This is a genomic window from Mycobacterium paraffinicum, assembly GCF_001907675.1.
GTDB lineage: Bacteria > Actinomycetota > Actinomycetes > Mycobacteriales > Mycobacteriaceae > Mycobacterium > Mycobacterium paraffinicum_A.
On record NZ_MPNT01000002.1, the window covers coordinates 337,875 to 360,981 of the forward strand.

Genomic DNA, 23,107 nt, shown 5'->3' on the forward strand with positions numbered 1-23,107 from the left:
CTCAATCCGACGTCGCCGCAGTAGCGGCGATCAGCGCCTCGGCGAAGGTCTCGATGTCCTCGGCCGTGGTGTCGACGTGCGGCGAGATCCGCAGCACCGGACCGGCCAGCTGCAGGGGCGCCCGCTGCACGCCGACGAAGGTGGTCAGGATCCGCCGCTCCGCGAGCAACCAGGACTGCACCGCTTGCGGGTCGGCGCCGTCGACGGGGGCCAGCGTGGTGATGGCGCTGGGCTCGTCGACCTCTTCGACCACCGCCCAGCCGGCCACATCGGCCAGCACCCGGCGGCTCTCGGCGCCCAGCTCGGCCAGCCGCGCACGCACGGTCTCCGGCCCGTAGGCCAAATGCTCGCCCAGCGCCAGCGAAAACCCAAGCCGCGCAGCGACGTTTGCTTCACCGAACTCGAGCTGCTGGGCCACCGAGAACGACCCCGCGAGCCAATCCGGCGCCGCCAGCCGCGGCTGCAGGCCCTCCAGTAGCTCGCGGCGCACCGCGAGGGCCCCGACGCCGCGCGGCCCGGCGAACCACTTGCGCGACGACGCGTAGGTGGCGTCGGCGCCGACCGCGCAGTCCACCTGGCCCAGGGCCTGGGCGGCGTCGACGACCAGCGGCAGCCCCAACTCCCGGCACAGCCGCACCACCATCGACAGCGGTTGCACCACACCGCTGTGGCTGCCGACCGCGGTCAGGTGCACCAGATCGGGCGGGTCGGCCTCCAGCGCCAGCGCCGCGTCGTCGAGCGCCAGCCGGCCGTCCTCGAGCGTCGGCAGCAGCTGCCGGTCGAATCCATGGGCGGCCAGCAGCGCCAGGTTGGGGCCGTACTCGCCGGGCAGGCACGCCACCCGGCGGCGGTCCGCCGGCCAGGCGCCGAGCAGGAGGTCCAGGGCGTTCACGGAGCCCGTGGTGAACACCACCTCCGCGTCGGGCATGCCGGCCAGCGCGGCGAACGCCACCCGCCCGGCGTCGAGCGCGGGTGCGGCGGCCTCGGCCGCGACGTAGCCGCCGACTTCGGACTCGTTGCGCGCGTGCTGGGCGGCGGCGTCGATCACGGCAAGGCTTTGACGCGAACAGGCCGCGCTGTCCAGGTGCAGCCCGGCCACCGGCAGGCGGGCCGCCCGCCATCGGTCGGCCAGCGAACCCGCGGGCGTCACTTCACGGCCAACGACAACCCGAAGTCACCCGCGGCGTCCGTCCACCACCGGGTGGGACGCAGTGCCACGCCGGCCAATTCGGCGCTCACCCCGTCCGGGCGGAACTTGCACGATACTTCGGTGAGCATCTCCTCACCGGCCGCGAAATCGACGGTCAGGTCCAGCGCGTCGACGCGGACCCGCTGGGCGTGGCTGGAGCGCAACCACATTTCGATGCGTTCCTCCTGGGCGTTCCAGCGCGCCACGTGCTGGTAGGCCTCGACATCGAAGTCCGCGTCAAGTTGCCGGTTGATCACCGCCAGCACATTGCGATTGAACGCCGCGGTCACCCCGGCCGAGTCGTCGTAGGCCCGCACCAGCCGGTCGGTGTCCTTGACCAAGTCGGTCCCCAGCAACAGGCTGTCGCCGGGCCGCATCTGGGCGGACAGGCTCGAGAGGAACTCCGCGCGCGGTGCGGGTGTCAGGTTGCCGATGGTGGACCCCAGGAATACGAACAGGCGGCGCCCGCCGGCCGGGATCTCGGTCAGGTGTTCCTCGAAATCGCCGCAGACGGCGTTGATTTCGACGCCCACGTATTCCCGTTGGATGGCCGCCGCGGCCGTCGAAAGGATGCCCGCGTCGACGTCGAACGGGACGAATCGGCGCAACGATCCGCGTTCGCGCAGCGCGTCCAGCAGCAGCCGGGTCTTCTCCGAGGTTCCACTGCCAAGCTCCACCAGGGTGTCGGCGTCGCTGACCGCCGCGATTTCGGCCGACCGGGCGCGCAGGATCTCCGCCTCGGCGCGGGTCGGATAGTACTCGGGCAGCCGGGTGATCTGATCGAACAAGTGGCTGCCCAACGAATCGTAGAACCATTTGGGCGGCAACGACTTCGGCGTCTGCTGCAGGCCGTCGAACACATCCCGACGCAGGGCCTGGTATGCGGAGTCGGCGGCCAGGTGGTTGGACAGTGTCAGCGTCATCGATAGCCTTCCGAGTGATCCAGCGGGGTCAGCGCGACTCCCGTCGCGGTGACCTCGACGAGGTGGCGGTCCGGCACTTCCTCCCAGCCGGGGTCGTCGTCGTAGGGCTCGCTGGCCAGAACGATGCCGTCGGCGCGCCGCAGGATCGACAGCGTGTCTCCCCAGGCCGTCGCCAGCAGGCGAGAGCCGTTGGCGGCCAGGATGTTGAGCCGGGCGTTCGGGTCGGCCGCCGCCACCTCGCTGATGGTCTCGCCCAGCTCGTCCAGGCCACGCTCGAAGATGGCCGCCGCGAGTAGTGCACTGTCGCAAACCGATTCGGCCTGCGAGGTGCCAGACAACACGGCGCGGTCGACGACGCCGTTGTGCGACAGCAACCACTGGCCGTCGGTGAACGGCGCCGTCGCGCTGGCGTCGATCGGCATGCCGACCGTCGCCGAACGCACGGCGGCGACCACGCAGTGGCTGCGCAGCGCCGCCGCGACGGACTCGAACGACACGTCACCCCACAGCGGTGCCTGGCTGCGCCAGCGGCGGGGTACTTGGCCTCCCGCGGAAGCGTCGAAAAACCCGACGCCCCAACCGTCGGCGTTGAGCAGGCCGTGCTTCTGCCGGCGCGGGGCATACGACTGGACCCGCAGGCCGTACGGTGGATCCAGCACCAGCGAGGAGACGGTGACATCGGCCCCGAGCCAGCCCAGGTGGCGGCACATCAGGCGAAGTCCTCGACGTCCCAAGCCAACCGGACGCCGGAGAAGATCTGGCGCCGGATCGGGTGGTCCCAATTGCGGAAGCTGGGCCGCAGGATGCTGGGCTCCACCGCCCATGAACCGCCGCGCAGCACCCGATAGTCCCCGTCGAAGAACGGCTGCGAGTAGCGCTCGTAGATCATCGGGACGAAACCGGGCCACGGCCGCAGCGGGGACGTGGTCCACTCCCACACGTCGCCGAGCATCTGCTCGGCCCCGTACGCCGAGGCGCCGGCCGGGTAGGCGCCGACGGGAGCCGGGCGCAACGCCGCGCCACCCAGGTTGGCCAGGGCGTCGGACGGCGGCTGCGACCCCCAGGGGTAGCGGCGGCGGCTGTCGGTGGCCGGATCCCACGCGCAGGCCTTCTCCCACTCGATCTCGGTCGGCAGCCGGGCGCCGGCCCACGCCGCGTACGCCTCGGCCTCGAAGTAGGTGACGTGCTGAACGGGTTCGTCGGCCGGGATGTCTTCGACGTGACCGAACCGCGTGCGCGTGCGTGTGTCGGGGCTCCAGAACTGCGGCGCCGTCAGGCCGGCGCGCTGGCGATGCTCCCAGCCGCGCTCTGACCACCAGCGTGGCTGCCGGTATCCACCGTCTTCGACGAAGTGCCGCCACTCGCCGTTGGTGACCGGCACCCGGCCGATCCGAAACGCGGGCACGTCGACGACGTGGGCGGGCCGCTCGTTGTCCAACGAGTACGGTTCGCTCACCGCGTCCACGCCCAACACGAACGGGCCGGCGGGCACCAGGACCGAGGTGCCGGCGACGCCGGGGCGACCGGGCGGCAAGGCCACTGTGTCGCGCAGCAGCGGGGCGCCGCTGCGCAGGCTCAACGCCTGCAACATGGTTTCGTCGTGCTGGTTCTCATGGCTGATGACCAACGCGAACGGGAAGCTGTCGGCCTCCTCGGGCAGGGCGTCGAGGGCGTCGAGGGCCGCTGACCGCACCGTCCGGCAATATGCCCGCGCGCGGTCCGGCGGCAGCAGCGGCAGCTCGACCCGGCTCGCACGGGAGTGCACGAAGGCGTCGTAGAGGCCCTCGACCGCGGGCGGCAACATGCCCGGCCGGGCGGGGTCACCGGCCCGCAGCAGCCAGAACTCCTCCTGCTGACCGATGTGCGCGAGGTCCCACACCAGCGGACTCATCAGGGGGTCGTACTGCCGGTACAGCTCGGCGTCGTCAAACTCGACCAGCCGCAACGTTCGCGTCCGCGCCCGCGCTAAATCGTCGGCAAGGCTTGCCCGGCCTGACGATCGCAAGCGCGGCGCTGCCGTGCGCAGCGGGTCGGAATCGTCAGCGGAAGTCACAGCCCCCCTTGTGCCAGGCGCGCCACGGTGGGCGCGATGCCGTGCTGGATCACCTGATCGGAGAAGTCGTCACCGGGACATCGGCATCGCTCGACGGCGTCGAGCAACCATTGCATCGACTCCCTGAGTTCGGGCGGCGCCAGCTCGGCGGCGACGGCCACGCACTTGTTGGCCGCGGCGTACAGCCGCCGGTCACGCAGGCCCACCCGGGCCGCGGTGTCCCAGGCGGTGGCCACCGGCTCGACCGCCTCGGCCGCTATGTCGGCCGCGGCCGGGTTGTCGAGCAGGGCCGTCAGCGTGAACACCACGGCTGGCCAGAACTCGTCCGGCACGCTGTCGAGATAGCGGATTTCCAGCCATTGCCGCGGGCGCACCGGCGGAAACAGGGTGGTCAGGTGGTATTCCAAGTCGGCCACGGTAGGGCGGCGATCGCCGAGCAACACCCGCCCGTCCACCCAGTCGGCAAAGGGCACCCAATGGGTGACCGCGGCGGCGTCCGGGGCGTGCACCAGCATCACCGGGGCCTTGAGCGCGTAGCGCGCCCAGTCGGTGCCGGGTTCGTCGCCACTGGCGCCCAGGACCGGCCCGCAGCGCGCCGAGTCCATCTGGCCCCATACCCACTGCCGGGTGGAGGCCCATCCGGTGAACTCGCCACGCAGCATCGGAGAGTTCGCGGCGATCGCGATCATGGTGGGCCCCAGCGCGTGCGCCAACCGCACCCGCGCCGCCCAGCCGGCCCGCGGCCCGGCGTCCAGGTTGACCTGAATGGACGCCGTGGACGTCATCATGGCCGAGCCCGCGTCGCCCGAGCGGCTGGACGCGAAGAACTCCTCCATCGCGCGGTAACGCGCGCCCGGATTGATGCGCTTGGGCGGGCGCAGCGGATCCGCTCCGAGGAACACCAGACCCAGCCCGGCGTCGGCGAACGCCGACCGCAACACGGACTGGTCGCGCCGCATCCCCTCGATGGCGCCGACCACACCGTCGGCCGGTGGACCGGACAGCTCCACGGCCCCGCCGGGCTCCACCGTGATCCGGCTGCCGCCCGGCAGGTCGGGCAAGCCCGCCAACACCTCGCCGATCTCGGCCCAGCCGGGCCTGCGGTGCGGGTCGGCCGGGTCGTGGCAGTGGGCCTCCAACTCGAGACCCACGCGGCCCACCGGGGAGTCCGCCAGGCAGCCGTCGGCGATATAGCTCGCGGCGGCCTGGGAGTCGGTCATCTCGGCGCCCGCGGTAGTGATAGCGGCGAACGTCATATCACTATCCCTTCGGGCCTGAGCAAGCCTGAACACGCGTCCGCGGGCCTGTCTCCCCACCAAACGAAGGGGACGGTAACCGCCACTTCTTCATCTAGCAGATGGCTCCGACATATTCCCGATCGCGCCGATTTTCAAGCCTGCCCGACCCGGCTCCGGACCCCCGCTCACTGACCCAGCGCATTCTGCATCGCCCCGGCCAGCACGTTGACCGCCGGCCCGGCGTTGCCAGATTGGCAGACTTTGGCCTGCAACAATACGTTTTCGCGCAGTCTGGTTTGATTGAAGCACCGCCGATCGGTGCCGGCTTCCTGCTTGGTCCAGTTCGCGTCGGCCGGACCGGGTGGCCCACCGTCGAACGACCACACCTGGGTGGCCCCGTTGTCCAGGTGCATCGCGGTGGTCTGCCCCGAGCAGCCGACCGTGCGATCCACCAGGCGGTGGAAAGCGCGACCCGCGGCGTCGTCGGTGGCAAACACCCCGACGGCCTGCTTGACGAAGTGCGTCTGGTCGTTGGCCGACGTCTGGGTGACGGCACCGTTGAACGATGCGAGGTCAGGGTCGTTGTACACCTCGGGCAACCCGATGTCGGCCCAGTTGTTGCACACCGGGACGTCCACCCAGTCGCCCTGCACCGGCTGGGTGAACACCGATTCCCAGCCCATCGGGCCGCCCACGATGTTGCCTACCGACCCCTTGCCCAGGACGGCGTAGTTCACCACCCCCGGGTCCGACGGGTGGGCGGTCGCGACGGGGAGCGCGACCGCGCCCCCGATGGCCAGGCCGATGGTGATCGCGGCCGCGCGAACCCGCATGGTCATTCAATCGATCATGCCAGGACGGCGGTGCGTTGGTCAGCCCCCGTTGCCGCGCACGCCCTCTTCGACCTTCTTGCCGAGGTCGGGGTCGACGTTGCGCCAGTACTCGAACACCCGCGACAGCACCGGCTCCTTAACACCCTTGGAGACGTGGCCGATGATGTTGTGCGCCAACCGATCCCGGGCCGCATCGTCGAGGACGTCGCGAACCATGGTGCCGGCCTGACCCCAGTCGTCGTCCTCGGCGTGCAGGGTGTAGGCGGCGCGCACCATGTCGCCGTCGGCGTGCCAGCGCACCTCGGCGGCGCGCGCCGGGTCGGCGTGCGGTCCGCCGTAGGAGTTGGGCGCATAGACGGGATCGGACACGTTCTTCACCCGCATCGCCCCGTCCTTGGAGTAGCTGTTCACCTCGACCCTCGGTTCGTTGACCGGGATCTGCCGATAATTGGCCCCCAGCCGGGCGCGATGCGCGTCGGAGTAGGAGAAGCCGCGGGCCTGCAGCATCTTGTCCGGGCTCAGCCCGGTGCCCGGCACGGTGTTGTTCGGCTCGAAGGCCGCCTGCTCGATCTCAGTGTGGTAATCGGTGACGTTGCGGTTCAGCGTCATCTTGCCGACATCGATCAGCGGGTAGTCGCCGTGCGGCCACACCTTGGTCAGGTCGAACGGGTTGAACCGATAAGTCCGGGCCTCTTCGTACGGCATGATCTGCATCTTCAGCGTCCAGCTGGGATGGTTGCCGCCCTCGATCGCCTCGTAGAGGTCGCGCTGGTGGTAATCGCCGTCCTCGCCGGCCAGCCGGTCCGCGTCCTCCTGGGGCAGGAAGTCGATGCCCTGATCGGTGATGAAATGGTATTTCACCCAGAAGATTTCGCCGCCGGCGTTGATCCAGCTGTACGTGTGGCTGCTGTAGCCGTTCATGTGCCGCCACGACTTCGGGATGCCCCGGTCGCCCATCAGCCAGGTCACCTGATGCGCGGACTCCGGTGAAAGCGTCCAGAAGTCCCACTGCATGTTGTGGTCGCGCACATTGCTTGCCTGCAAACGCTTTTGAGACCGGATGAAGTGCTGGAACTTCATCGGGTCGCGCATGAAGAAGACCGGGGTGTTGTTGCCGACCAGGTCGAAATTGCCTTCGCTGGTGTAGAACTTGAGCGCGAAGCCACGCGGGTCACGCCACGTGTCCGGGCTGCCGCGTTCGCCGGCGACGGTGGAGAACCGGGCCAGCATGTCCGTCTTGGTGCCGGGCTGAAAGACCGCCGCCCTGGTGTATTTGCTGACGTCGTTGGTGACCTCGAAGGTACCGAAAGCGCCGCCGCCCTTCGCGTGCGGCTGACGTTCCGGGATGCGTTCCCGGTTGAATTGGGCCATCTGCTCGATCAGGTAATGGTCCTGCAGCAGGATCGGGCCGTCGGGACCGATGGTCAACGACCGGTCGTCACTGGGCGCAGCGATGCCGGCATCTGTGGTGGTGAAACGCTCCGTCATGTCGCTATCTCCTCGTTTGGTGGGCTGCCCTCGGGCATTGGCGACGAATACTTCTGCGCGCCAATAACTATGCTCCTTTTCTGGACCACGTCAAGAAACGCATGGTCGGGTTACGGACGCGGCGCCGGCGCGGCGGGGGTTGGGCTGACCGCGCTCGCCGGTGGCTGGCCCGGGCCGCTCAGACCCGGTCCGCCGGCCGGTCCGCCGGGGCCGCCCGGACCGCCCGGGGGCATGGGCACGATCAGCCCCGGGCCGCCATAGCCCCACTGGCCGCTTGGGCCGGGGCCCCAGGGCCCGTTGCCCGGTCCGGGGCCATACGGGCCGTTGCCCGGTCCGGGGCCAGCACCCGGTCTGAACATCGGGCCGTGGTGATAGTGGCAGTGGTGGTAATGGCCGTACACGAACGCACCGACGAAGAACACCGTCGAGATGATGAAGACAATGCCGGCGACGATGATCACCCACGCCGCGGCCGTGTAGAGCGCCGGCGGCTTCACTCGTTCTGCGGGCGGGGGCGCGGGTGCGGTGGCGGCGGCGGGAGTCGGCGGCGGGGTCGGTTCGGGTGTCTCGGTCATGCCTTGAATAGTGCCCGGCGCCACTGTGGGCATAACAGGTTCGCCGCAGAAAACTTGCTGTGAATCGGTGGGCGGTGGCCAGTTGCCGGTGACAAAACGACGCGCAGCCCGGTGCTCTCGCGGGCACCGGGCTGCTGGTTGTTCAGTGTGGGGGTTGGACTACGGCGTCCTGGACGGGGCGACCGACGTCGGGATCTGGCTCGGGCCGGGGGCGCCGGGGGTCACCGCGCCGGGTCCGCCCTGCTGGATGCCGGCCGGTCCACCCTGCTGGGCACCCGGGCCACCCATGCGGTGCGGGTGCATCCACGCCGCGTGGTGCTTGTGGTGGTGATGGCCGTGGTGGCCGCCGCGGTGGCCAAGGATGAAGCCGGTGAAGAAGATGACCGCGACGATGAACACGATCCCGGCGACGATGGCGACCCAGGCGGCCAGTTGAAAGACGCGCGGGGCTCGGTAGGCCGGGGCTGCTTCGGCGGCAGCCGCCGGGACGGTTGCGGTCGAGGACCGCGTGGTGGGGGTTTCAGACGTTTCACTCATGAGACAAATGATGAAGCCGTTAACAATAGTTGCGGCTATGCATCACTTATGCAGCAGCTGTGAGGATTCGGCGCTCAGCCGGCGTCCGGCTTGAACGGGTTGACCGCGAACTGGATCACCCGGTACGGGGCGGCCACCCGCGCGCGGGTGTCCCACTGGCTGACGAAGATTCGCAGCTCGTCGAGCGTGGAACCGGGCGAGATGTAGCCGCCGTACGGTTGCGCGAGCCGGTTGTCATCCGGCGGCGGCAGGCTTTCCGCCGGGTCGGGCCACTCGTCGTGCTGGACCACCGTGGTGACCGGGGCGTCGCCGAGGGACGTCGGGTCGTCGGCGACGCGGACCTCCATGTTGCCCGTGACGGCGTTGAAGTAGGACAGCACCGCCTTGCCGTCGATTTGCCGGATGCACATCTCGCCGACCGCTTCCGGCCACAGCGGCGTGGGCGGCTTGCCCCAGCCGCCGCCCGGCCCGGCCGCCCACCCCTGCCACCGGGACCGGTCGGTGAACGATTGCGGGGTGGCCCGATAGAGCACGACGGGATCCCTGCGGGTGAAGCTGTCGGCCACGATGTACACCCAGCCGGTCGGCGAATCCGGGGTGGGAATGGGGTCGTAGTAACCGCTGATCTGCGTCTGCGAGCCGCCCTGGTAGGCGGCGGGCCGACGCGAGCCGGGGATGGTCTGCCATCCGGCCCGCGCGGGCTCCGCCGTCACCAGCCGGGAGGTCTGCGGTTCCAGGTTCTTCGTCGTCGTCACCATCACGTAGTTACGCCGGTTGATCTGGACCACCCCGGCGGGCAGCTGCGAGGCGCCAGGCGGGGCCGGATCCGCCAACAGCGGTTTGCTGATGCCGGTGACGCCGGTGTAGCGCACCCCGGCCGGGTCGTCGACGGACGCGGTGTCCACATGAAGCGCCACCGGCGCGTACCAGCCGCCGAACCCGACGCCCTGGCCGGCGAAGCTATCGCCGCACACCTGCAACAACTCCGCGGGGAACTCGACGAACTCACAGAGGTCGGTCGCGCCGACGCCGTAGTCCCCGGTGGGTGTGCCGGTGCCGGCGGTGGGGCCGATCCGCAACACCTGACCGGGCGCCAGCGGCCCCACGATGGGCTCGGGTTGCGGCGCCGGTGGATCGGCGTGCGCGAGCCAAAAGCCTTGCGGCGCAATCAACGTCAATGCAAGCGAGCACCGCGCGATCAGTCGAGTATGGGCGGCGCTCACCCGCTTCTCACAGCTGGGCGGCCAGCAGCTCGGCGATCTGGATGGTGTTCAGCGCCGCCCCCTTGCGGAGGTTGTCGCCCGAGACGAACAGGGCCAGGCCGCGCCCATCGGGCACGCCCGGGTCGTGCCGGACGCGGCCGACCAGGGATTCGTCGACGCCCGCGGCCGCCAACGGCGTCGGCACGTCGACCACCTTGACCCCGGGCGCACCGTCGAGCAGCTGCCGGGCGCGCTCGGGTGACAGCGGCCGGGCGAATTCGGCGTTGATCGACAGCGAGTGCCCGGTGAAGACGGGCACCCGCACGCAGGTTCCGCTCACCGCCAGCTCCGGGATGCCGAGGATCTTGCGGCTCTCGTGCCGCAGCTTCTGGTCCTCGTCGGTCTCGCCGGAGCCGTCGTCCATCAGCGAGCCGGCCAGCGGCACGACATTGAATGCGATCGGAGCGACGTACGTCTTGGGCGCGGGGAAATCGAGCGCGGAGCCGTCGTGCACCAGCTGCTCGGCGCCGTCGATGACCGCGCGGGCCTGCGTGGCCAGCTCCTCCACCCCGGCCAGCCCGCTGCCTGACACCGCCTGGTAGCTCGAGACCACCAGGCGCACCAGCTCCGCCTCGTCGTGCAGCACCTTGAGCACCGGCATCGCGGCCATCGTGGTGCAGTTCGGGTTGGCGATGATGCCCTTCGGCCGGCGGTGGGCGTCCCTGTCGAAGTTGACCTCCGACACCACCAGCGGCACGTCGGGATCCTTGCGCCAGGCCGACGAGTTGTCGATGACGGTCACCCCGGCCGCGGCGAAGCGCGGCGCCTGCACCAACGACATGGTCTTGCCGGCGGAGAACAACGCGATGTCCAGGCCGGCCGGGTCCGCAGTGGCGGCGTCCTCGACCTCGATCTCCTGCCCGCGGAATCCCAGCTTGCGGCCCTGCGATCGCGACGACGCGAAGAACCGCACCGATGTCGCGGGGAAATCCCGCTCCTCGAGCAACTTGCGCATCACCTGGCCGACCTGGCCGGTGGCGCCTACAACTCCGATGGCAACCATTTACCTACCCGTCCCCGCGTACACGGTCGCCGACTCCTCGCCGCCGAGCCCGAACGCCTCATGCAACGCCACGACGGCCTTGTCTAGTTCGGTGTCGCGGCACAGGACCGAGATCCGGATCTCGGAGGTGGAGATCAGTTCGATGTTGACGCCGACGGCGGCCAGGGCCTCACAGAAGGTCGCGGTGACGCCGGGGTGGCTGCGCATGCCCGCGCCGATCAGCGACACCTTGCCGATGTGGTCGTCGTAGAGCAGCTGGGTGAACCCGATCTCGTCCTTGAGCGCGTCCAGCTTGGCCACCGCCGTGGGCCCGCTGTCCCGCGAGCAGGTGAAGGTGATGTCGGTCTTGCCGTCCTCCACCTTCGAGACGTTCTGCAACACCATGTCGATGTTCACGTCGGCGTCCGCGACGGCCCGGAAGACCCGCGCCGCGTAGCCGGGGATGTCCGGTATGCCGACGACGGTCACCTTCGCCTCGCTGCGGTCGTGCGCGACTCCGGTCAGGATGGGGTCTTCCATGGCTATGTCCTTGATCGATCCGACGACGACGGTGCCGGGTTTGTCCGAGTACGACGAGCGCACGTGCACCGGAATGTTGTAGCGGCGGGCGTATTCCACGCAGCGCAGCATCAGCACCTTCGCGCCGCAGGCCGCCATCTCGAGCATCTCTTCGAAGGTCACCGTGTCCAACCGGCGCGCGTTGTGCACGATTCGCGGGTCCGCGGTGAAGATGCCGTCCACGTCCGTATAGATCTCGCAGACGTCGGCGTGCAGGGCCGCGGCCAGCGCCACCGCGGTGGTGTCCGAGCCGCCGCGGCCCAACGTCGTGACGTCCCGGGTGTCCTGGCTGACGCCCTGGAATCCGGCGACCAGCACGATGCGGCCCTCGTCGAGCGCGGCCTGCAGCCGCCCGGGGGTGACCTCGATGATCTTCGCGTTGCCGTGGGTGCCGGTGGTGATGACCCCGGCCTGCGAGCCGGTGAACGAGCGCGCCTCCGCGCCCAGCGATTCGATCGCCATGGCCACCAGCGCGTTGGAGATCCGTTCGCCGGCGGTCAGCAGCATGTCGAGTTCCCGCGGCGGCGGGGCCGGGCACACCTGCTGGGCCAGGTCCATCAGGTCATCGGTGGTGTCGCCCATGGCGGAGACCACGACGACGACGTCGTTCCCCTGCTTCTTGGTCGCGACGATGCGTTCGGCGACGCGGCGGATCCGGTCGGCGTCGGCCACCGATGATCCGCCGTACTTCTGCACGACCAGCGCCACGTTATGTTTCCCGCAATCTTCCCGCCCTTGGGCACGTTTTAAGTCCACAACAGAATACGTGGCTGCACATAACGGTTTACGCCCCGATGCTGACCGCCACAGCCTGCGGTTTTGTCATGATTTTCGGCGATTTTCCTCCCGGGCGCCAATCGCGGTAGAGTTCAGGGCGTGCAGCGGGTGCTCCTCCTCGGACGCCGCGACGGGGTCTGATCCAGACCGGCTTCCCGTCGCGGGTGTTCGCGATGCGCCGGTCTGAGGTTCCTTCTGACACCCCCGGAGCAACTACCGTGACATCCAATCCCGACGCCTATACGTCCGCCCGATCGATCGTCAAACCGGCGGGCCCGCCGGGCCCCGGTCAGCCCGCCTGGAATCCCCAACGCGGTTCGGCGATGCCGGTCAGCCGGTACCGGCCCTTCGCCGAGGAAGTCGAGCCCATCCGCCTGGCCGACCGCACCTGGCCCGACCGCGTCATCGACCGCGCCCCGCTGTGGTGCGCGGTGGATCTGCGCGACGGCAACCAGGCGCTGATCGACCCGATGAGCCCGACCCGCAAGCGCCGCATGTTCGATCTGCTGGTTCGCATGGGTTACAAGGAAATCGAGGTCGGCTTCCCGTCGGCCAGCCAGACCGACTTCGACTTCGTCCGCGAGATCATCACCGATGGCGCCATCCCGGACGACGTCACCATCCAGGTGCTGACGCAGTGCCGTCCCGAGCTCATCGAGCGCACGTTCCTGGCGTGCGAGGGTGCGTCGCGGGTCATCGTGCACTTCTACAACTCGACGTCAATCCTGCAGCGCCGCGTGGTTTTTCGCGCCGACCGGGCCGCGGTACAGGCCATCGCGACCGACGGCGCCCGCAAGTGCGTCGAGGAGGCCGCCAAATACCCTGGCACACAATGGCGTTTCGAATATTCACCGGAGTCCTACACCGGAACCGAGCTGGAGTACGCCAGGCAGGTGTGCGACGCCGTCGGCGAGATCATCGCGCCGAGGCCGGAGAACCCCATCATCTTCAACCTGCCCGCCACGGTGGAGATGGCGACGCCCAACGTCTACGCGGACTCGATCGAGTGGATGAGCCGCAACCTGGCCAACCGGGAATCCGTCATCCTGAGCCTGCACCCGCACAATGACCGCGGAACGGCCGTCGCGGCAGCCGAATTGGGCTTTGCCGCGGGCGCCGACCGGATCGAGGGCTGCCTGTTCGGCAACGGCGAGCGCACCGGCAACGTGTGCCTGGTGACGCTGGGGCTCAACCTGTTCTCCCGCGGCGTCGACCCCCAGATCGACTTCTCCAACATCGACGAGGTTCGCCGCACGGTCGAGTACTGCAACCAGTTGCCGGTGCACGAGCGGCACCCCTACGGCGGGGACCTGGTCTACACCGCGTTCTCCGGCAGCCACCAGGACGCGATCAACAAGGGCCTGGACCAGATGAAGATCGACGCCGACGCCGCGGACTCCGACGTCGAGGACATGCTGTGGCAGGTGCCCTATCTGCCGATCGACCCCAAGGACGTGGGGCGCACCTACGAGGCGGTGATCCGGGTCAACTCGCAGTCCGGCAAGGGCGGCGTGGCCTACATCATGAAGTCCGACCACGGCCTGGCCCTGCCGCGGCGGCTGCAGATCGAGTTCTCCCAGGCGATCCAGAGGATCACCGAGGGCGAGGGCGGGGAGGTCTCCCCGAAGGAGATGTGGGACGTGTTCTCCGAGGAGTACCTGGCCCCGGTCTGGCCGCTGGAGCGGATGAAGCAGCGGGTCGAGGCGTCCGAGGAAGACGGCGGCGCCACCACGATCGCGGCGACCGTGAAGGTCAACGGGGTGGAGACCGAGATCACCGGCGCGGGCAATGGTCCGCTCGCGGCCTTCGTCCACGCGCTGGGCACCGTCGGGTTCGACGTCGCCGTGCTGGACTACTCCGAGCACGCGATGAGCGCCGGCGACGACGCGCAGGCCGCCGCCTACGTGGAGGCTTCGGTGGCCGTGCCGATCGCGAGCGCGGCGCTGGGGGCACCTCCCGCTTGCGGGGGACCGGGCGAAGCGGGTCGGCACGCATCCAGCGAGCGCAGGACAGTGTGGGGCGTCGGGATCGCGCCGTCGATCACCACCGCGTCGCTGCGGGCCGTCGTGTCGGCGGTCAACCGCGCGGCGCGGGATTAGGGCGCAGGTCAGCTCGCGCGGCCATTGCGCCGAGCCGATACCCAGCGGCGAACGGCGGTTCGCGGCGGCCTCGGGAAATAGGGCATCAGATGCCGGGTCCGTTCCGTGTCTTCGTTGAGATCGTGCAGCCGCGCGGTGAGCAAATCCTTCATCAGCAGATGGCCCTGGTCGGTGCCATCCGGCGACAACACCCTCAGCGGCCTGCCGTCCGATTCGGCGAAGACATTTGCGGCGTGCCGCAACGTGGCCTGGGCGCTTATCGTGCCGCCCGCGGGTGCGGCAGGCGGCCCGGAACGCGCCACCTCGGCGACCAGAAATGCCTCCAGCGGGTCGGTGGTGTAGTCGCGGGTCAGGTGCATGCCGCTGCGGGCGATCTTTTCGGTGAGCACCGAACGCGCCAGCAACAGAACGGAGATCACGTACGCGGTGACGGTAGCGATGATCACCGGAAGCATCGCGGGCCAAGCGCGGGTGAGCTCCAGGGTGAACATGATGGCCGTCAGCGGCGCCCGCATGATGCCGCACACCACGCCGGCCAGGCCCAACATCGCCCAAAAGCCAGGAAACACGGGCGGCAGCCAGTGCCCGACAAAGGCTCCGAGTGCGCTGCCGATCATGAACACGGGGGCGAATACCCCGCCCGAGGTCCCCGAGCCGAGTGACAGACCCCAAATCGCGGTCTTCACCACGAGAATGCCGACGATCAGCGACAGCCCGGCGTGCCCGGAGAGAAGTGAACCGATCACGTTGTAACCGACTCCGAGGGCGCGCGGTTCGATCAACCCGCCGATGCCAATGATCAGACCACCGATCGCCGGCCACCACATCCAATGGATTGGCAGACGCGGAAAGGCGCCCTCGGCCCAGTAGACCAAGTGCGTCGCACCGATGGCCACCGCGGCGCCGGCGATCCCGACCACGACCGCCAAAGCATCAATGGACCAAGGAATTTCGGCTGACCAAGTAGTGACGGGGAATACCGGTGCGCTGCCCAGGATCAGCAGTCGCACCACGGTGGCAACGGCGACCGAGCCGGCGACGGGTACCAGGCTGCGCGGCCGGAATTCGAACAGCAGCAACTCGACCGCCAGCAAGATGGACGCCAGCGGAGCGTTGAAGGTGGCTGCGATGCCACCGGCGGCGCCGGAGGCGAGCAGAATCTTTCGCTCGTCCGCGGTCAGATGCAAGAACTGGGCGACAACCGAACCCGTCGCGCCGCCCGTCATGACGATGGGGCCCTCGGCACCGAACGGCCCGCCCGTACCGATACTGATCGCCGCCGAGATCGGTTTCAGGATCGCCACTTTGGGCTCGACACGGCTGCTACCGGTGAGGATCACCTCGATCGTCTCGGGCATGCCGTGGCCGCGAACCTGATCGGACCCGTACCGAGCCATCAGACCGATGACCAAACCGCCTGCGACGGGGGCGCCCAGGATCAGCCACCACGGATGCTGATTAGCGGCGGGCGACACTAGGGCATCCGAGACTCGTTGATAGAAAACAAGATTGGTGACGAGTCCGATCAGCTGGAGCAGACACCACGCCACTCCCGCCGATAGTGCGCCGACGAACAGCGCGATGCCGGTGATCAGCAACACCCGCCGGTCGACGGCGAAATCGGCCAACGGTCCACTCACTGAGTGCTTTGTCCTCACTGCTGGCATGGACGACGCCGCTATGCGGTCATCGTTTTAAGATCGGGCCCCCAGGCGCCACGCGCAGGAGGCGTTTGCGGCCCCGCGCCGGCCTGCTGATGGTAACCATTAGCCTCTGGGCAACACCTGGAGAGTTCCAGGGTTTCCGCTGAGAACTTGCTGGAAGCGACCCGCGATCGGGCGGGCACCCGCGGGCTAGGCGGGGAAGTACGCGCGCAGCAGCCGATCCACCAACTCGGCGGGATCGTCGGCCCCGGGAAGCGTGAGACTGCTGAACGCATAGCCGTTGAGCAATCGGCTCAGCTCGTCCATCTGGTCCGGTGTCGGAGTGAAGCCCGCGGCCTCGAGGATCAGCGTCGCGGACTTCACCGCGGCGGCCTGCAGGTCTTTGAGGAACGGCCGCAACTCGGGCCGACGCGTACCCTCCATGAACAGCTCGAACCGCGCCAGCGTGTACCTGCGGGCCTGCTCGTCAGGCAATGAAAGCAGTTGCTTTATGAGGGCTTTGACGCCGTCGCGATCGAGTGATCCGACCGCGCTTCGCAACAACTCGACGCGTTGCCAATGCAGGTCGACGGTGCGGGCCGCCGTGGCCTCGAGCAGGGCCTGGCGGGTCCGGAAGTAGTTGGAGGTCGTGCCCGCGGGCAGGCCCGCCCGGTCGTCGACCTGCCGATGCGTCAGACCCCCGACGCCCACGTCGGCGAGGATGTCGATCGCGGCGTCGAGCAGCTGGGCGCGGCGCTCCGGGTTGGGCGGCATCAGTTCTGGAAGCGCAGTCGCCAGAACATCGTCAGGAACGCCGGATAGACGACGATCAGGAGCAGGTAGCTGAACCACATCGGGAACCAGCTCACGAACGTGAGGTCCTTGATCACGTAGTCGAGGTAGATGTGCAGCGGCACGCTGCCGGCGATGTAAACCACCGATGCGGTGAACAGCGCCCGGTGCCGCTTGTTGGCGTACCGGACGTGCCGCCACACCAGGATGCCGGTGATCCCGGCGTAGGTCATCGGCACGAGCAGGAGCCGGTCGTTGGTCAGTGTTGCGGCGTGCTGCAGGGTGAGGGCGTCGCCGAAGAGCACGCGGTATAGATGCAGGGCGAATCCGAGGGAGATGGTCAGCATGGCCGCCGGGCGGAAGAAAAAGCCGTGGCGGCGATAGGACCCCCACCGCGATCGCGTATCTACTACATCGGTAGTGGTGCTCATGCTGCGACGGTAGCACTACGAGCGTAGTGGTGCAAGGATGGCTCAGAAAAGCGCGAGCTGCTGGTCGACCGTGGTGGTGTCGGTGAACTCCTCCATGCTGGTGCCGCCGACGACCGCGCGGATGGAGGCCATGAACTGCGCGTCGGAGACCACCGGCACCCCGAGCTGCTTGGCCAGATAGCCCTTGCCCTGATCCGGGGCCGGGTCGTTGCAGACCACCAGCGAGGTCTCCCCGTCGACGGCGTCGCTATAGGCCAGCCCGGCGTGCAGGATGCGTTCGACCAGTTCCTCGTGGGTGCGGCCGACTTCGGCCGCCAGGGCCACCCGCATGCCCTGCACCAGCGGCCGGCCCGACACGTAGAGCCCGGGATTGAGATACGGGCAAGGCATCCGCGAGGCCAGCACCTTCAACGGACGCAGCTCGTCGTGGGTGACGCGCCCGTTCGGCCACCGGCGCCGGGTCACCGGATGCACCGGCAGCCAGATGTCGCGCTCGCGCGCCCGCTTGAGCGCCGACTCCAGCACACCGGTCAGGACCAGCGCGTCGTCGAAGGCGTCGTGCGGCCGTTCCTGGGTGACGCCCCAGTGCGCCGCGAGGGTCTCCAAGCGCAGGTTGTCGATGCCGAGATCCAACCGCCGGGCCAGCTCGACGGTGCACATGACGGAGTCGATCGGGAGCTCGGCCTCGGCAAGCTCGGCTTCCGCGGCCAGGAACGCGTAGTCGAACGCGACGTTGTGGGCCACCAGCGTGCGGCCGTCCAGCACCTTGACCACGTCGTCGACGACGTCGGCGAACTGCGGCTGGTCTTCCAGCATGGCCGCCGTCAGGCCGTGCACGTGGGTTGGGCCTGGGTCCACGCCGGGGTTGAGCAGGCTGACGACGGATTGCTCCACGCGGCCGTCGGCGTCGAGGCCCAGTACCGCCAGGCTGATGACACGCGCCTGACCGGGCCGAAATCCCGACGTCTCGACGTCGATGACGGCCCAACCCCCGTCCGGCTCGCTGGCCGGCCGCCCCCAGGACACCCGGTTCATGTCGACAGGATGGCACGTCGGACCGACATCACCGGGTCGCTGCGCCGCCGTGTCGGTCGCTGAATTCGGTGAGGGCGACCCGCAGCACCCGGCGCTCTGCGCCGCGCTTGCGATCGCCCTTAAACTGCGCGGGTGGTCACCACCCGTGCACGCCTTGCGCTCGCCGCGGGAGCGAGCGCGCGCTGGGCATCGCGGGTGACCGGGCGCGGCGCCGGCGCCATGATCGGCGGCCTGATCGCGATGACCCTGGACCGCTCGGTCCTACGTCAGCTGGCGGCCGGACGGCGCACCGTCGTCGTCACCGGAACCAACGGCAAGTCGACCACCACCCGGATGACCGCCGCCGCGCTCGGCACGCTGGGTTCGGTGGCCACGAACGCCGAAGGCGCGAACATGGACGCCGGGCTGGTGGCCGCGCTGGCGGCGAACCGCGAGGCGCCGCTGGCGGCCCTGGAGGTCGACGAGATGCACGTGCCGCACGTCTCCGACGCCGTCGAGCCCGCCGTCGTCGTGCTGCTCAACCTGTCGCGCGACCAGCTGGACCGGGTCGGCGAGATCAACGTCATCGAACGCACCCTGCGCGCCGGGTTGGCCCGGCACCCGAACGCCGTCGTCGTCGCCAACTGCGACGACGTGCTCATGACGTCGGCGGCCTATGACAGCCCGAACGTGGTGTGGGTGGCCGCGGGCGGCTCCTGGGCGAACGACTCGGTCAGCTGCCCGCGCAGCGGCGAGGTGATCGTCCGTGACAAAGGGCATTGGTATTCCACCGGCGCCGACTTCAAGCGGCCCAGCCCGCAGTGGTGGTTCGACGACGAGACGCTGTACGGGCCCGACGGGCTGGCGCTGCCGATGCGGTTGGCGCTGCCGGGCGCGGTCAACCGCGGCAATGCCGCCCAGGCCGTCGCCGCCGCCGTCGCGCTGGGCGCCGACCCCGCGAAAGCGGTGGCGGCCGTGTCGAGCGTCGACGAGGTCGCCGGGCGCTACCGGACCGTCCGCGTCGGCGACCACGACGCGCGCATCCTGCTGGCCAAGAATCCGGCCGGCTGGCAGGAGGCGCTGTCGATGGTCGACAAAGGGGCGGCCGGGGTCGTCATCTCGGTCAACGGGCAGGTGCCCGACGGCGAAGACCTGTCCTGGCTCTGGGACGTGCGCTTCGAGCACTTCGAGAACACCGCCGTCGTAGCCGCCGGGGAGCGGGGCACCGACCTCGCGGTGCGCCTCGGCTACGCGGGCGTCGACCACACCCTGGTGCACGACACCGTGGCCGCCATCGCGTCCTGCCCGCCGGGACAGGTCGAGGTCGTCGCCAACTACACCGCCTTCCTTCAGCTGCAACGGGCGTTGGCGCGCCATGGCTGATACATCGTCCTTTTCGAAGGTGCGGATCGGGCTGGTGCTGCCCGACGTGATGGGCACCTACGGCGACGGCGGCAACGCGCTGGTGCTGCGCCAGCGCCTGCGGTTGCGGGGCATCGCCGCCGAGATCGTCGAGATCACGCTGGCCGACCCGGTGCCGGACTCGCTGGACCTCTACACCCTGGGCGGGGCCGAGGACTACGCGCAGCGCTTGGCCACCAAGCACCTGATCAAGCACCCCGGCCTGCAGCGCGCCGCCGAGCGGGGAGCGCCCGTGCTGGCGATCTGCGCCGCCGTCCAGGTGCTCGGGCGATGGTACGAGACGTCGGCGGGTGAACGGGTCGACGGCGTGGGCCTGCTCGATGCCACCACCTCGCCGCAGGAGGTTCGCACCATTGGCGAACTGATCACCAAGCCGCTGCTGCCGGGTCTGTCCCAACGGCTCACCGGTTTCGAGAACCACCGGGGCGGAACGGTTCTGGGCCCGGCCGCGTCGCCGCTGGGCGCGGTGGCCAAGGGCGCGGGCAACCGGGCGGGCGACGGCTTCGACGGCGCGGTGCAAGGCAGCGTCGTGGCCACCTACATGCACGGCCCCTGCCTGGCCCGCAATCCCGAGCTGGCCGACCTGCTGTTGAGCAAGGTGGTGGGTGAGCTGGCGCCGCTGGAGCTGCCCGAGGTGGAGTTGTTGCGCCGGGAGCGGTTGGCGGCGCGCTGACGTGCGGAATGACATCCCGAGAATCAGCCGGCCCGGGTTGGCGGGCGGCGGCGCCCTGCTGGTCGCGGCCGCGTTGATGACGCCGGTGCCAGCGCACGCCACCCCGGAGGTGCCGAGCGGTCGTTACACCGTGCTCTATACCGACAGCGACAAGTCGACCACGTGGCTTTTCGCCCCCTGCGGGTCGGACTGCACGCTGGCGACCTCGCAGGACGGCGGGACGTTCGTCATCAGCTGGGAGTTCGACCTCGCGAACGGACGCTGGACACACAGCGGCGCGACGCAGGCGCCGTGCGCGAACGGAACATCGGTCCCGGCGACCGTCGACTACAGCTTCGACGCCGTGTCGCTTGCCGGTGAGGGCCGGACGACCACGTCCGACGGGTGTGGCGGTCCCGGCTCGACGGTCACCCGGCCGTTCCGACTGACCAAGACCTGAGCAACCTCAGACCATCGCCCGGCGACCCGCGAGCGCGCGGCCCAGCGTCAGTTCGTCGGCGAACTCCAGGTCCCCGCCCATCGGCAGCCCGGACGCGATCCGTGTCACGGTCAGCCCCGGGATGTCGCGCAGCATCCGAACCAGGTAGGTGGCGGTGGCCTCGCCCTCGGTGTTCGGGTCGGTGGCGATGATCACCTCGCTGATGTCGACGTCGTCGACCCGCTCCCCGATCCGGCTCAGCAGCTCGCGGATCCGCAACTGCTCGGGCCCCACCCCGGACAACGGATCCAGCGCGCCGCCCAGCACGTGGTAGCGGCCACGGAACTCGCGGGTGCGCTCGACGGCCTGCACATCCTTGGGCTCCTCGACGACGCAGACCAGCGAGCCGTCCCGCCGGGGATCCGAACAGATCCTGCACCGCTCGTTGTCGGAGACGTTGCCGCACACCGCACAGAACCGCACGCCGTCGCGGACCTTGCCCAGCGCCGCGGTCAACCGGTCGATGTCCGGCGGCTCGACCGACAACAGATGGAAGGCGATGCGCTGGGCGCTCTTGGGCCCGATGCCCGGCAACTTGCCGAGCTCGTCGATCAAATCCTGGACCGGTCCTTCAAACATGCTGGAGGTTCTATACCGCCGGCGCCGGCGGCTGTCCCGGCGGCGGCCCGCCGAAACCGCCGGCCAGGGCCCCCAGTCGCTCCTGGGCCATCCGGGTGACCTGCGTGGAGGCGTCGGCCATGGCGCCGACGATCAAGTCCTGCAGCGTCTCGACGTCGCCGGGGTCGACCACCTTGGGGTCGATCTGCACCGCGACCACCTCGCCGCTGCCCTTCACCGTCACCCTGACCAAGCCACCGCCGGCCTGTCCGTGTATCTCGGCGTTGGCGAGCTGTTGCTGGGCCTCCATCAACTTCTGCTGCATCTGCTGCGCCTGGGCGAGCAGCGCCGACATGTCGCCTCCGGGTTGCATGACAGTCCCCTCGCATCTTGGTCTCGAGTTGGTTTCGCCTGCGTGTGTCCGGCGATTCGAAACACCCAGCGTAGACCGCGCAAGGCTACCTTTGCGCCGTGGACCTTCGAGTGAGCAGGCGTGTCGGCATCAGGATGGTCATCGGTGTGCTGGTTGCCGCTTCGGCGGCGATCACCCCGGCCGCGACCCCGGCCGCGTGGGCGGTCCCGTCCAACATCGCCGGCATGGTGGTCTTCATCGACCCCGGCCACAACGGTTCCAACGACGCGTCCATCAGCCGCCAGGTGCCAACCGGTCGCGGTGGCACCAAGGACTGCCAGGCGAGCGGAACGTCGACCAACAGCGGCTATCAGGAACACACCTTCACCTGGGACACGGCGCTGCGGGTCCGTGCGGAGTTGAACGCCCTGGGCGTCCGCACCGCGATGGCGCGCGGCAACGACACCGGGCTGGGACCGTGCGTCGACGAGCGCGCCAACATGGCCAACGCGCTGCACCCCAACGCGGTCCTGAGCATCCACGCCGACGGCGGACCCGCGTCCGGCCGTGGATTCCACGTCAACTACTCGGCCCCGCCGCTGAACCAGGTGCAGGCCGGGCCGTCGGTGCAGTACGCCCGGATCATGCGCGACCAGATGCAGGCGTCCGGGATTCCGCCCGCCAATTACATCGGCCAGAGCGGGCTGTACGGGCGCTCGGATCTTGCCGGGCTGAACTTGGCGCAGTACCCGTCGATCCTGGTCGAGTGCGGCAACATGAAGAACCCCGCCGACTCGGCGCTGATGGAGTCGGCCGAGGGCAGACAGAAATACGCCGACGCGATGGTCCGCGGCGTCGCGGGCTTCCTGGCCTCTCAGGGCCAGGCGCGCTAGGCCCCGACGCCGGCCGCCTCCCCGGCCGGCGCCATTGCCCGGTAATCGGGGCCGCCTGAGCAAGCGCGGCGTAACGCCGGGCTAACACACTTGTCACCCAGAAGAATTTGCCTCAACGCGCCGCGCGCCGAGATGACCTTCTGTAGGGTCTGTTTTACGCATGTCGACTTGCGGTGTGGGAGAACCGATGATCAGTCCGTCGACAACGACAAGGACAACTCGTGTGTCGCGGCCGACGACCGGCGCGCGACGGCGTCTGACCGGCCTTCGGCAAGATCCCGCCCCACTGCCGAACAGTGGGAAACGCGGCCATCCC

At 69.2% G+C, this 23,107-nt stretch carries 23 protein-coding genes; 5 read left to right on the forward strand and 18 right to left on the reverse strand.

The window, feature by feature from the left end; translation table 11 throughout:
* Position 1: 1 nt before the first annotated feature.
* The 12 genes from egtE to BRW65_RS04445 form a co-directional block, all read right to left on the reverse strand.
* The gene (gene egtE / locus BRW65_RS04390; protein WP_073871660.1) at positions 2 to 1,150 is read right to left on the reverse strand and encodes an ergothioneine biosynthesis PLP-dependent enzyme EgtE; all 1,149 of its coding nucleotides are present in this window, start codon (positions 1,148 to 1,150) and stop codon (positions 2 to 4) included.
* The gene (egtD, locus tag BRW65_RS04395) at positions 1,147 to 2,112 is read right to left on the reverse strand and encodes an L-histidine N(alpha)-methyltransferase (protein ID WP_073871663.1); all 966 of its coding nucleotides are present in this window, start codon (positions 2,110 to 2,112) and stop codon (positions 1,147 to 1,149) included. Before egtD ends, egtE begins: the two co-directional genes overlap by 4 nt.
* Positions 2,109 to 2,822: an ergothioneine biosynthesis protein EgtC gene (gene egtC, locus BRW65_RS04400; protein ID WP_073871666.1), complete on the reverse strand. Its 714-nt coding sequence runs from the start codon at positions 2,820 to 2,822 to the stop codon at positions 2,109 to 2,111. The genes egtD and egtC overlap by 4 nt, the downstream gene beginning before the upstream one ends.
* Entirely contained in the window at positions 2,822 to 4,117 is a 1,296-nt protein-coding gene (gene egtB / locus BRW65_RS04405) for an ergothioneine biosynthesis protein EgtB (RefSeq protein WP_073871784.1), read from the reverse strand. The genes egtC and egtB overlap by 1 nt, the downstream gene beginning before the upstream one ends.
* Positions 4,118 to 4,161: 44 nt before the next feature.
* On the reverse strand, positions 4,162 to 5,421 hold the full coding sequence (gene egtA / locus BRW65_RS04410) for an ergothioneine biosynthesis glutamate--cysteine ligase EgtA (RefSeq protein WP_073871669.1): 1,260 nt from the start codon (positions 5,419 to 5,421) through the stop codon (positions 4,162 to 4,164).
* 167 nt (positions 5,422 to 5,588) lie between these two features.
* Entirely contained in the window at positions 5,589 to 6,236 is a 648-nt protein-coding gene (locus BRW65_RS04415; RefSeq protein ID WP_139272878.1) for a sensor domain-containing protein, read from the reverse strand.
* A gap of 39 nt (positions 6,237 to 6,275) precedes the next feature.
* Positions 6,276 to 7,724 carry a catalase gene (locus BRW65_RS04420; RefSeq protein WP_073871674.1) on the reverse strand — a complete coding sequence of 483 codons (1,449 nt, stop codon included), beginning with the start codon at positions 7,722 to 7,724 and terminating at the stop codon, positions 6,276 to 6,278.
* Between the two features lie 110 nt (positions 7,725 to 7,834).
* The gene (locus BRW65_RS31980; protein WP_073871677.1) at positions 7,835 to 8,299 is read right to left on the reverse strand and encodes a hypothetical protein; all 465 of its coding nucleotides are present in this window, start codon (positions 8,297 to 8,299) and stop codon (positions 7,835 to 7,837) included.
* Positions 8,300 to 8,458: 159 nt separating this feature from the next.
* The gene (locus tag BRW65_RS04430) at positions 8,459 to 8,836 is read right to left on the reverse strand and encodes a hypothetical protein (RefSeq protein ID WP_073871679.1); all 378 of its coding nucleotides are present in this window, start codon (positions 8,834 to 8,836) and stop codon (positions 8,459 to 8,461) included.
* 74 nt (positions 8,837 to 8,910) lie between these two features.
* Positions 8,911 to 10,059, reverse strand: a complete 1,149-nt coding sequence (locus tag BRW65_RS04435) for a DUF4185 domain-containing protein (RefSeq protein ID WP_073871681.1) — start codon at positions 10,057 to 10,059, stop codon at positions 8,911 to 8,913.
* A gap of 7 nt (positions 10,060 to 10,066) precedes the next feature.
* A complete protein-coding gene (locus BRW65_RS04440; protein WP_073871683.1) occupies positions 10,067 to 11,101 on the reverse strand; it encodes an aspartate-semialdehyde dehydrogenase in 1,035 nt (344 codons plus the stop codon).
* Entirely contained in the window at positions 11,102 to 12,367 is a 1,266-nt protein-coding gene (locus BRW65_RS04445) for an aspartate kinase (protein WP_073871685.1), read from the reverse strand.
* A 242-nt stretch (positions 12,368 to 12,609) separates the two neighbouring features.
* Between BRW65_RS04445 and leuA the strand changes: the two genes are divergently transcribed.
* The gene (leuA, locus tag BRW65_RS04450; RefSeq protein ID WP_073871786.1) at positions 12,610 to 14,535 is read left to right on the forward strand and encodes a 2-isopropylmalate synthase; all 1,926 of its coding nucleotides are present in this window, start codon (positions 12,610 to 12,612) and stop codon (positions 14,533 to 14,535) included.
* 8 nt (positions 14,536 to 14,543) lie between these two features.
* Here the strand turns inward: leuA and BRW65_RS04455 are convergent, their stop codons facing one another.
* The 4 genes from BRW65_RS04455 to BRW65_RS04470 form a co-directional block, all read right to left on the reverse strand.
* Positions 14,544 to 16,175, reverse strand: a complete 1,632-nt coding sequence (locus BRW65_RS04455) for a chloride channel protein (protein ID WP_244167979.1) — start codon at positions 16,173 to 16,175, stop codon at positions 14,544 to 14,546.
* A gap of 213 nt (positions 16,176 to 16,388) precedes the next feature.
* A complete protein-coding gene (locus tag BRW65_RS04460) occupies positions 16,389 to 16,952 on the reverse strand; it encodes a TetR/AcrR family transcriptional regulator (protein WP_073871687.1) in 564 nt (187 codons plus the stop codon).
* A complete protein-coding gene (locus tag BRW65_RS04465) occupies positions 16,952 to 17,401 on the reverse strand; it encodes a hypothetical protein (protein ID WP_073871689.1) in 450 nt (149 codons plus the stop codon). Before BRW65_RS04465 ends, BRW65_RS04460 begins: the two co-directional genes overlap by 1 nt.
* Positions 17,402 to 17,443: 42 nt before the next feature.
* Positions 17,444 to 18,436 carry a DEDDh family exonuclease gene (locus BRW65_RS04470; RefSeq protein ID WP_073871691.1) on the reverse strand — a complete coding sequence of 331 codons (993 nt, stop codon included), beginning with the start codon at positions 18,434 to 18,436 and terminating at the stop codon, positions 17,444 to 17,446.
* A gap of 132 nt (positions 18,437 to 18,568) precedes the next feature.
* Here BRW65_RS04470 and BRW65_RS04475 point away from each other — a divergent pair, with 132 nt between their 5' ends.
* The 3 genes from BRW65_RS04475 to BRW65_RS04485 are packed head-to-tail and all read left to right on the forward strand — an operon-like array spanning position 18,569 to position 20,949.
* Positions 18,569 to 19,798 carry a Mur ligase family protein gene (locus tag BRW65_RS04475; RefSeq protein WP_073871693.1) on the forward strand — a complete coding sequence of 410 codons (1,230 nt, stop codon included), beginning with the start codon at positions 18,569 to 18,571 and terminating at the stop codon, positions 19,796 to 19,798.
* On the forward strand, positions 19,791 to 20,510 hold the full coding sequence (locus tag BRW65_RS04480; RefSeq protein ID WP_073871695.1) for a type 1 glutamine amidotransferase: 720 nt from the start codon (positions 19,791 to 19,793) through the stop codon (positions 20,508 to 20,510). The genes BRW65_RS04475 and BRW65_RS04480 overlap by 8 nt, the downstream gene beginning before the upstream one ends.
* 1 nt (position 20,511) lies before the next feature.
* Entirely contained in the window at positions 20,512 to 20,949 is a 438-nt protein-coding gene (locus tag BRW65_RS04485) for a hypothetical protein (protein ID WP_244167980.1), read from the forward strand.
* Between the two features lie 6 nt (positions 20,950 to 20,955).
* Here BRW65_RS04485 and recR read toward each other — a convergent pair whose 3' ends face one another.
* The gene (gene recR / locus BRW65_RS04490) at positions 20,956 to 21,567 is read right to left on the reverse strand and encodes a recombination mediator RecR (protein WP_067270973.1); all 612 of its coding nucleotides are present in this window, start codon (positions 21,565 to 21,567) and stop codon (positions 20,956 to 20,958) included.
* A gap of 10 nt (positions 21,568 to 21,577) precedes the next feature.
* Entirely contained in the window at positions 21,578 to 21,919 is a 342-nt protein-coding gene (locus BRW65_RS04495) for a YbaB/EbfC family nucleoid-associated protein (RefSeq protein ID WP_073871697.1), read from the reverse strand.
* A 98-nt stretch (positions 21,920 to 22,017) separates the two neighbouring features.
* Here BRW65_RS04495 and BRW65_RS04500 point away from each other — a divergent pair, with 98 nt between their 5' ends.
* The gene (locus BRW65_RS04500) at positions 22,018 to 22,791 is read left to right on the forward strand and encodes an Rv3717 family N-acetylmuramoyl-L-alanine amidase (protein WP_139272858.1); all 774 of its coding nucleotides are present in this window, start codon (positions 22,018 to 22,020) and stop codon (positions 22,789 to 22,791) included.
* Positions 22,792 to 23,107 lie beyond the last annotated feature (316 nt).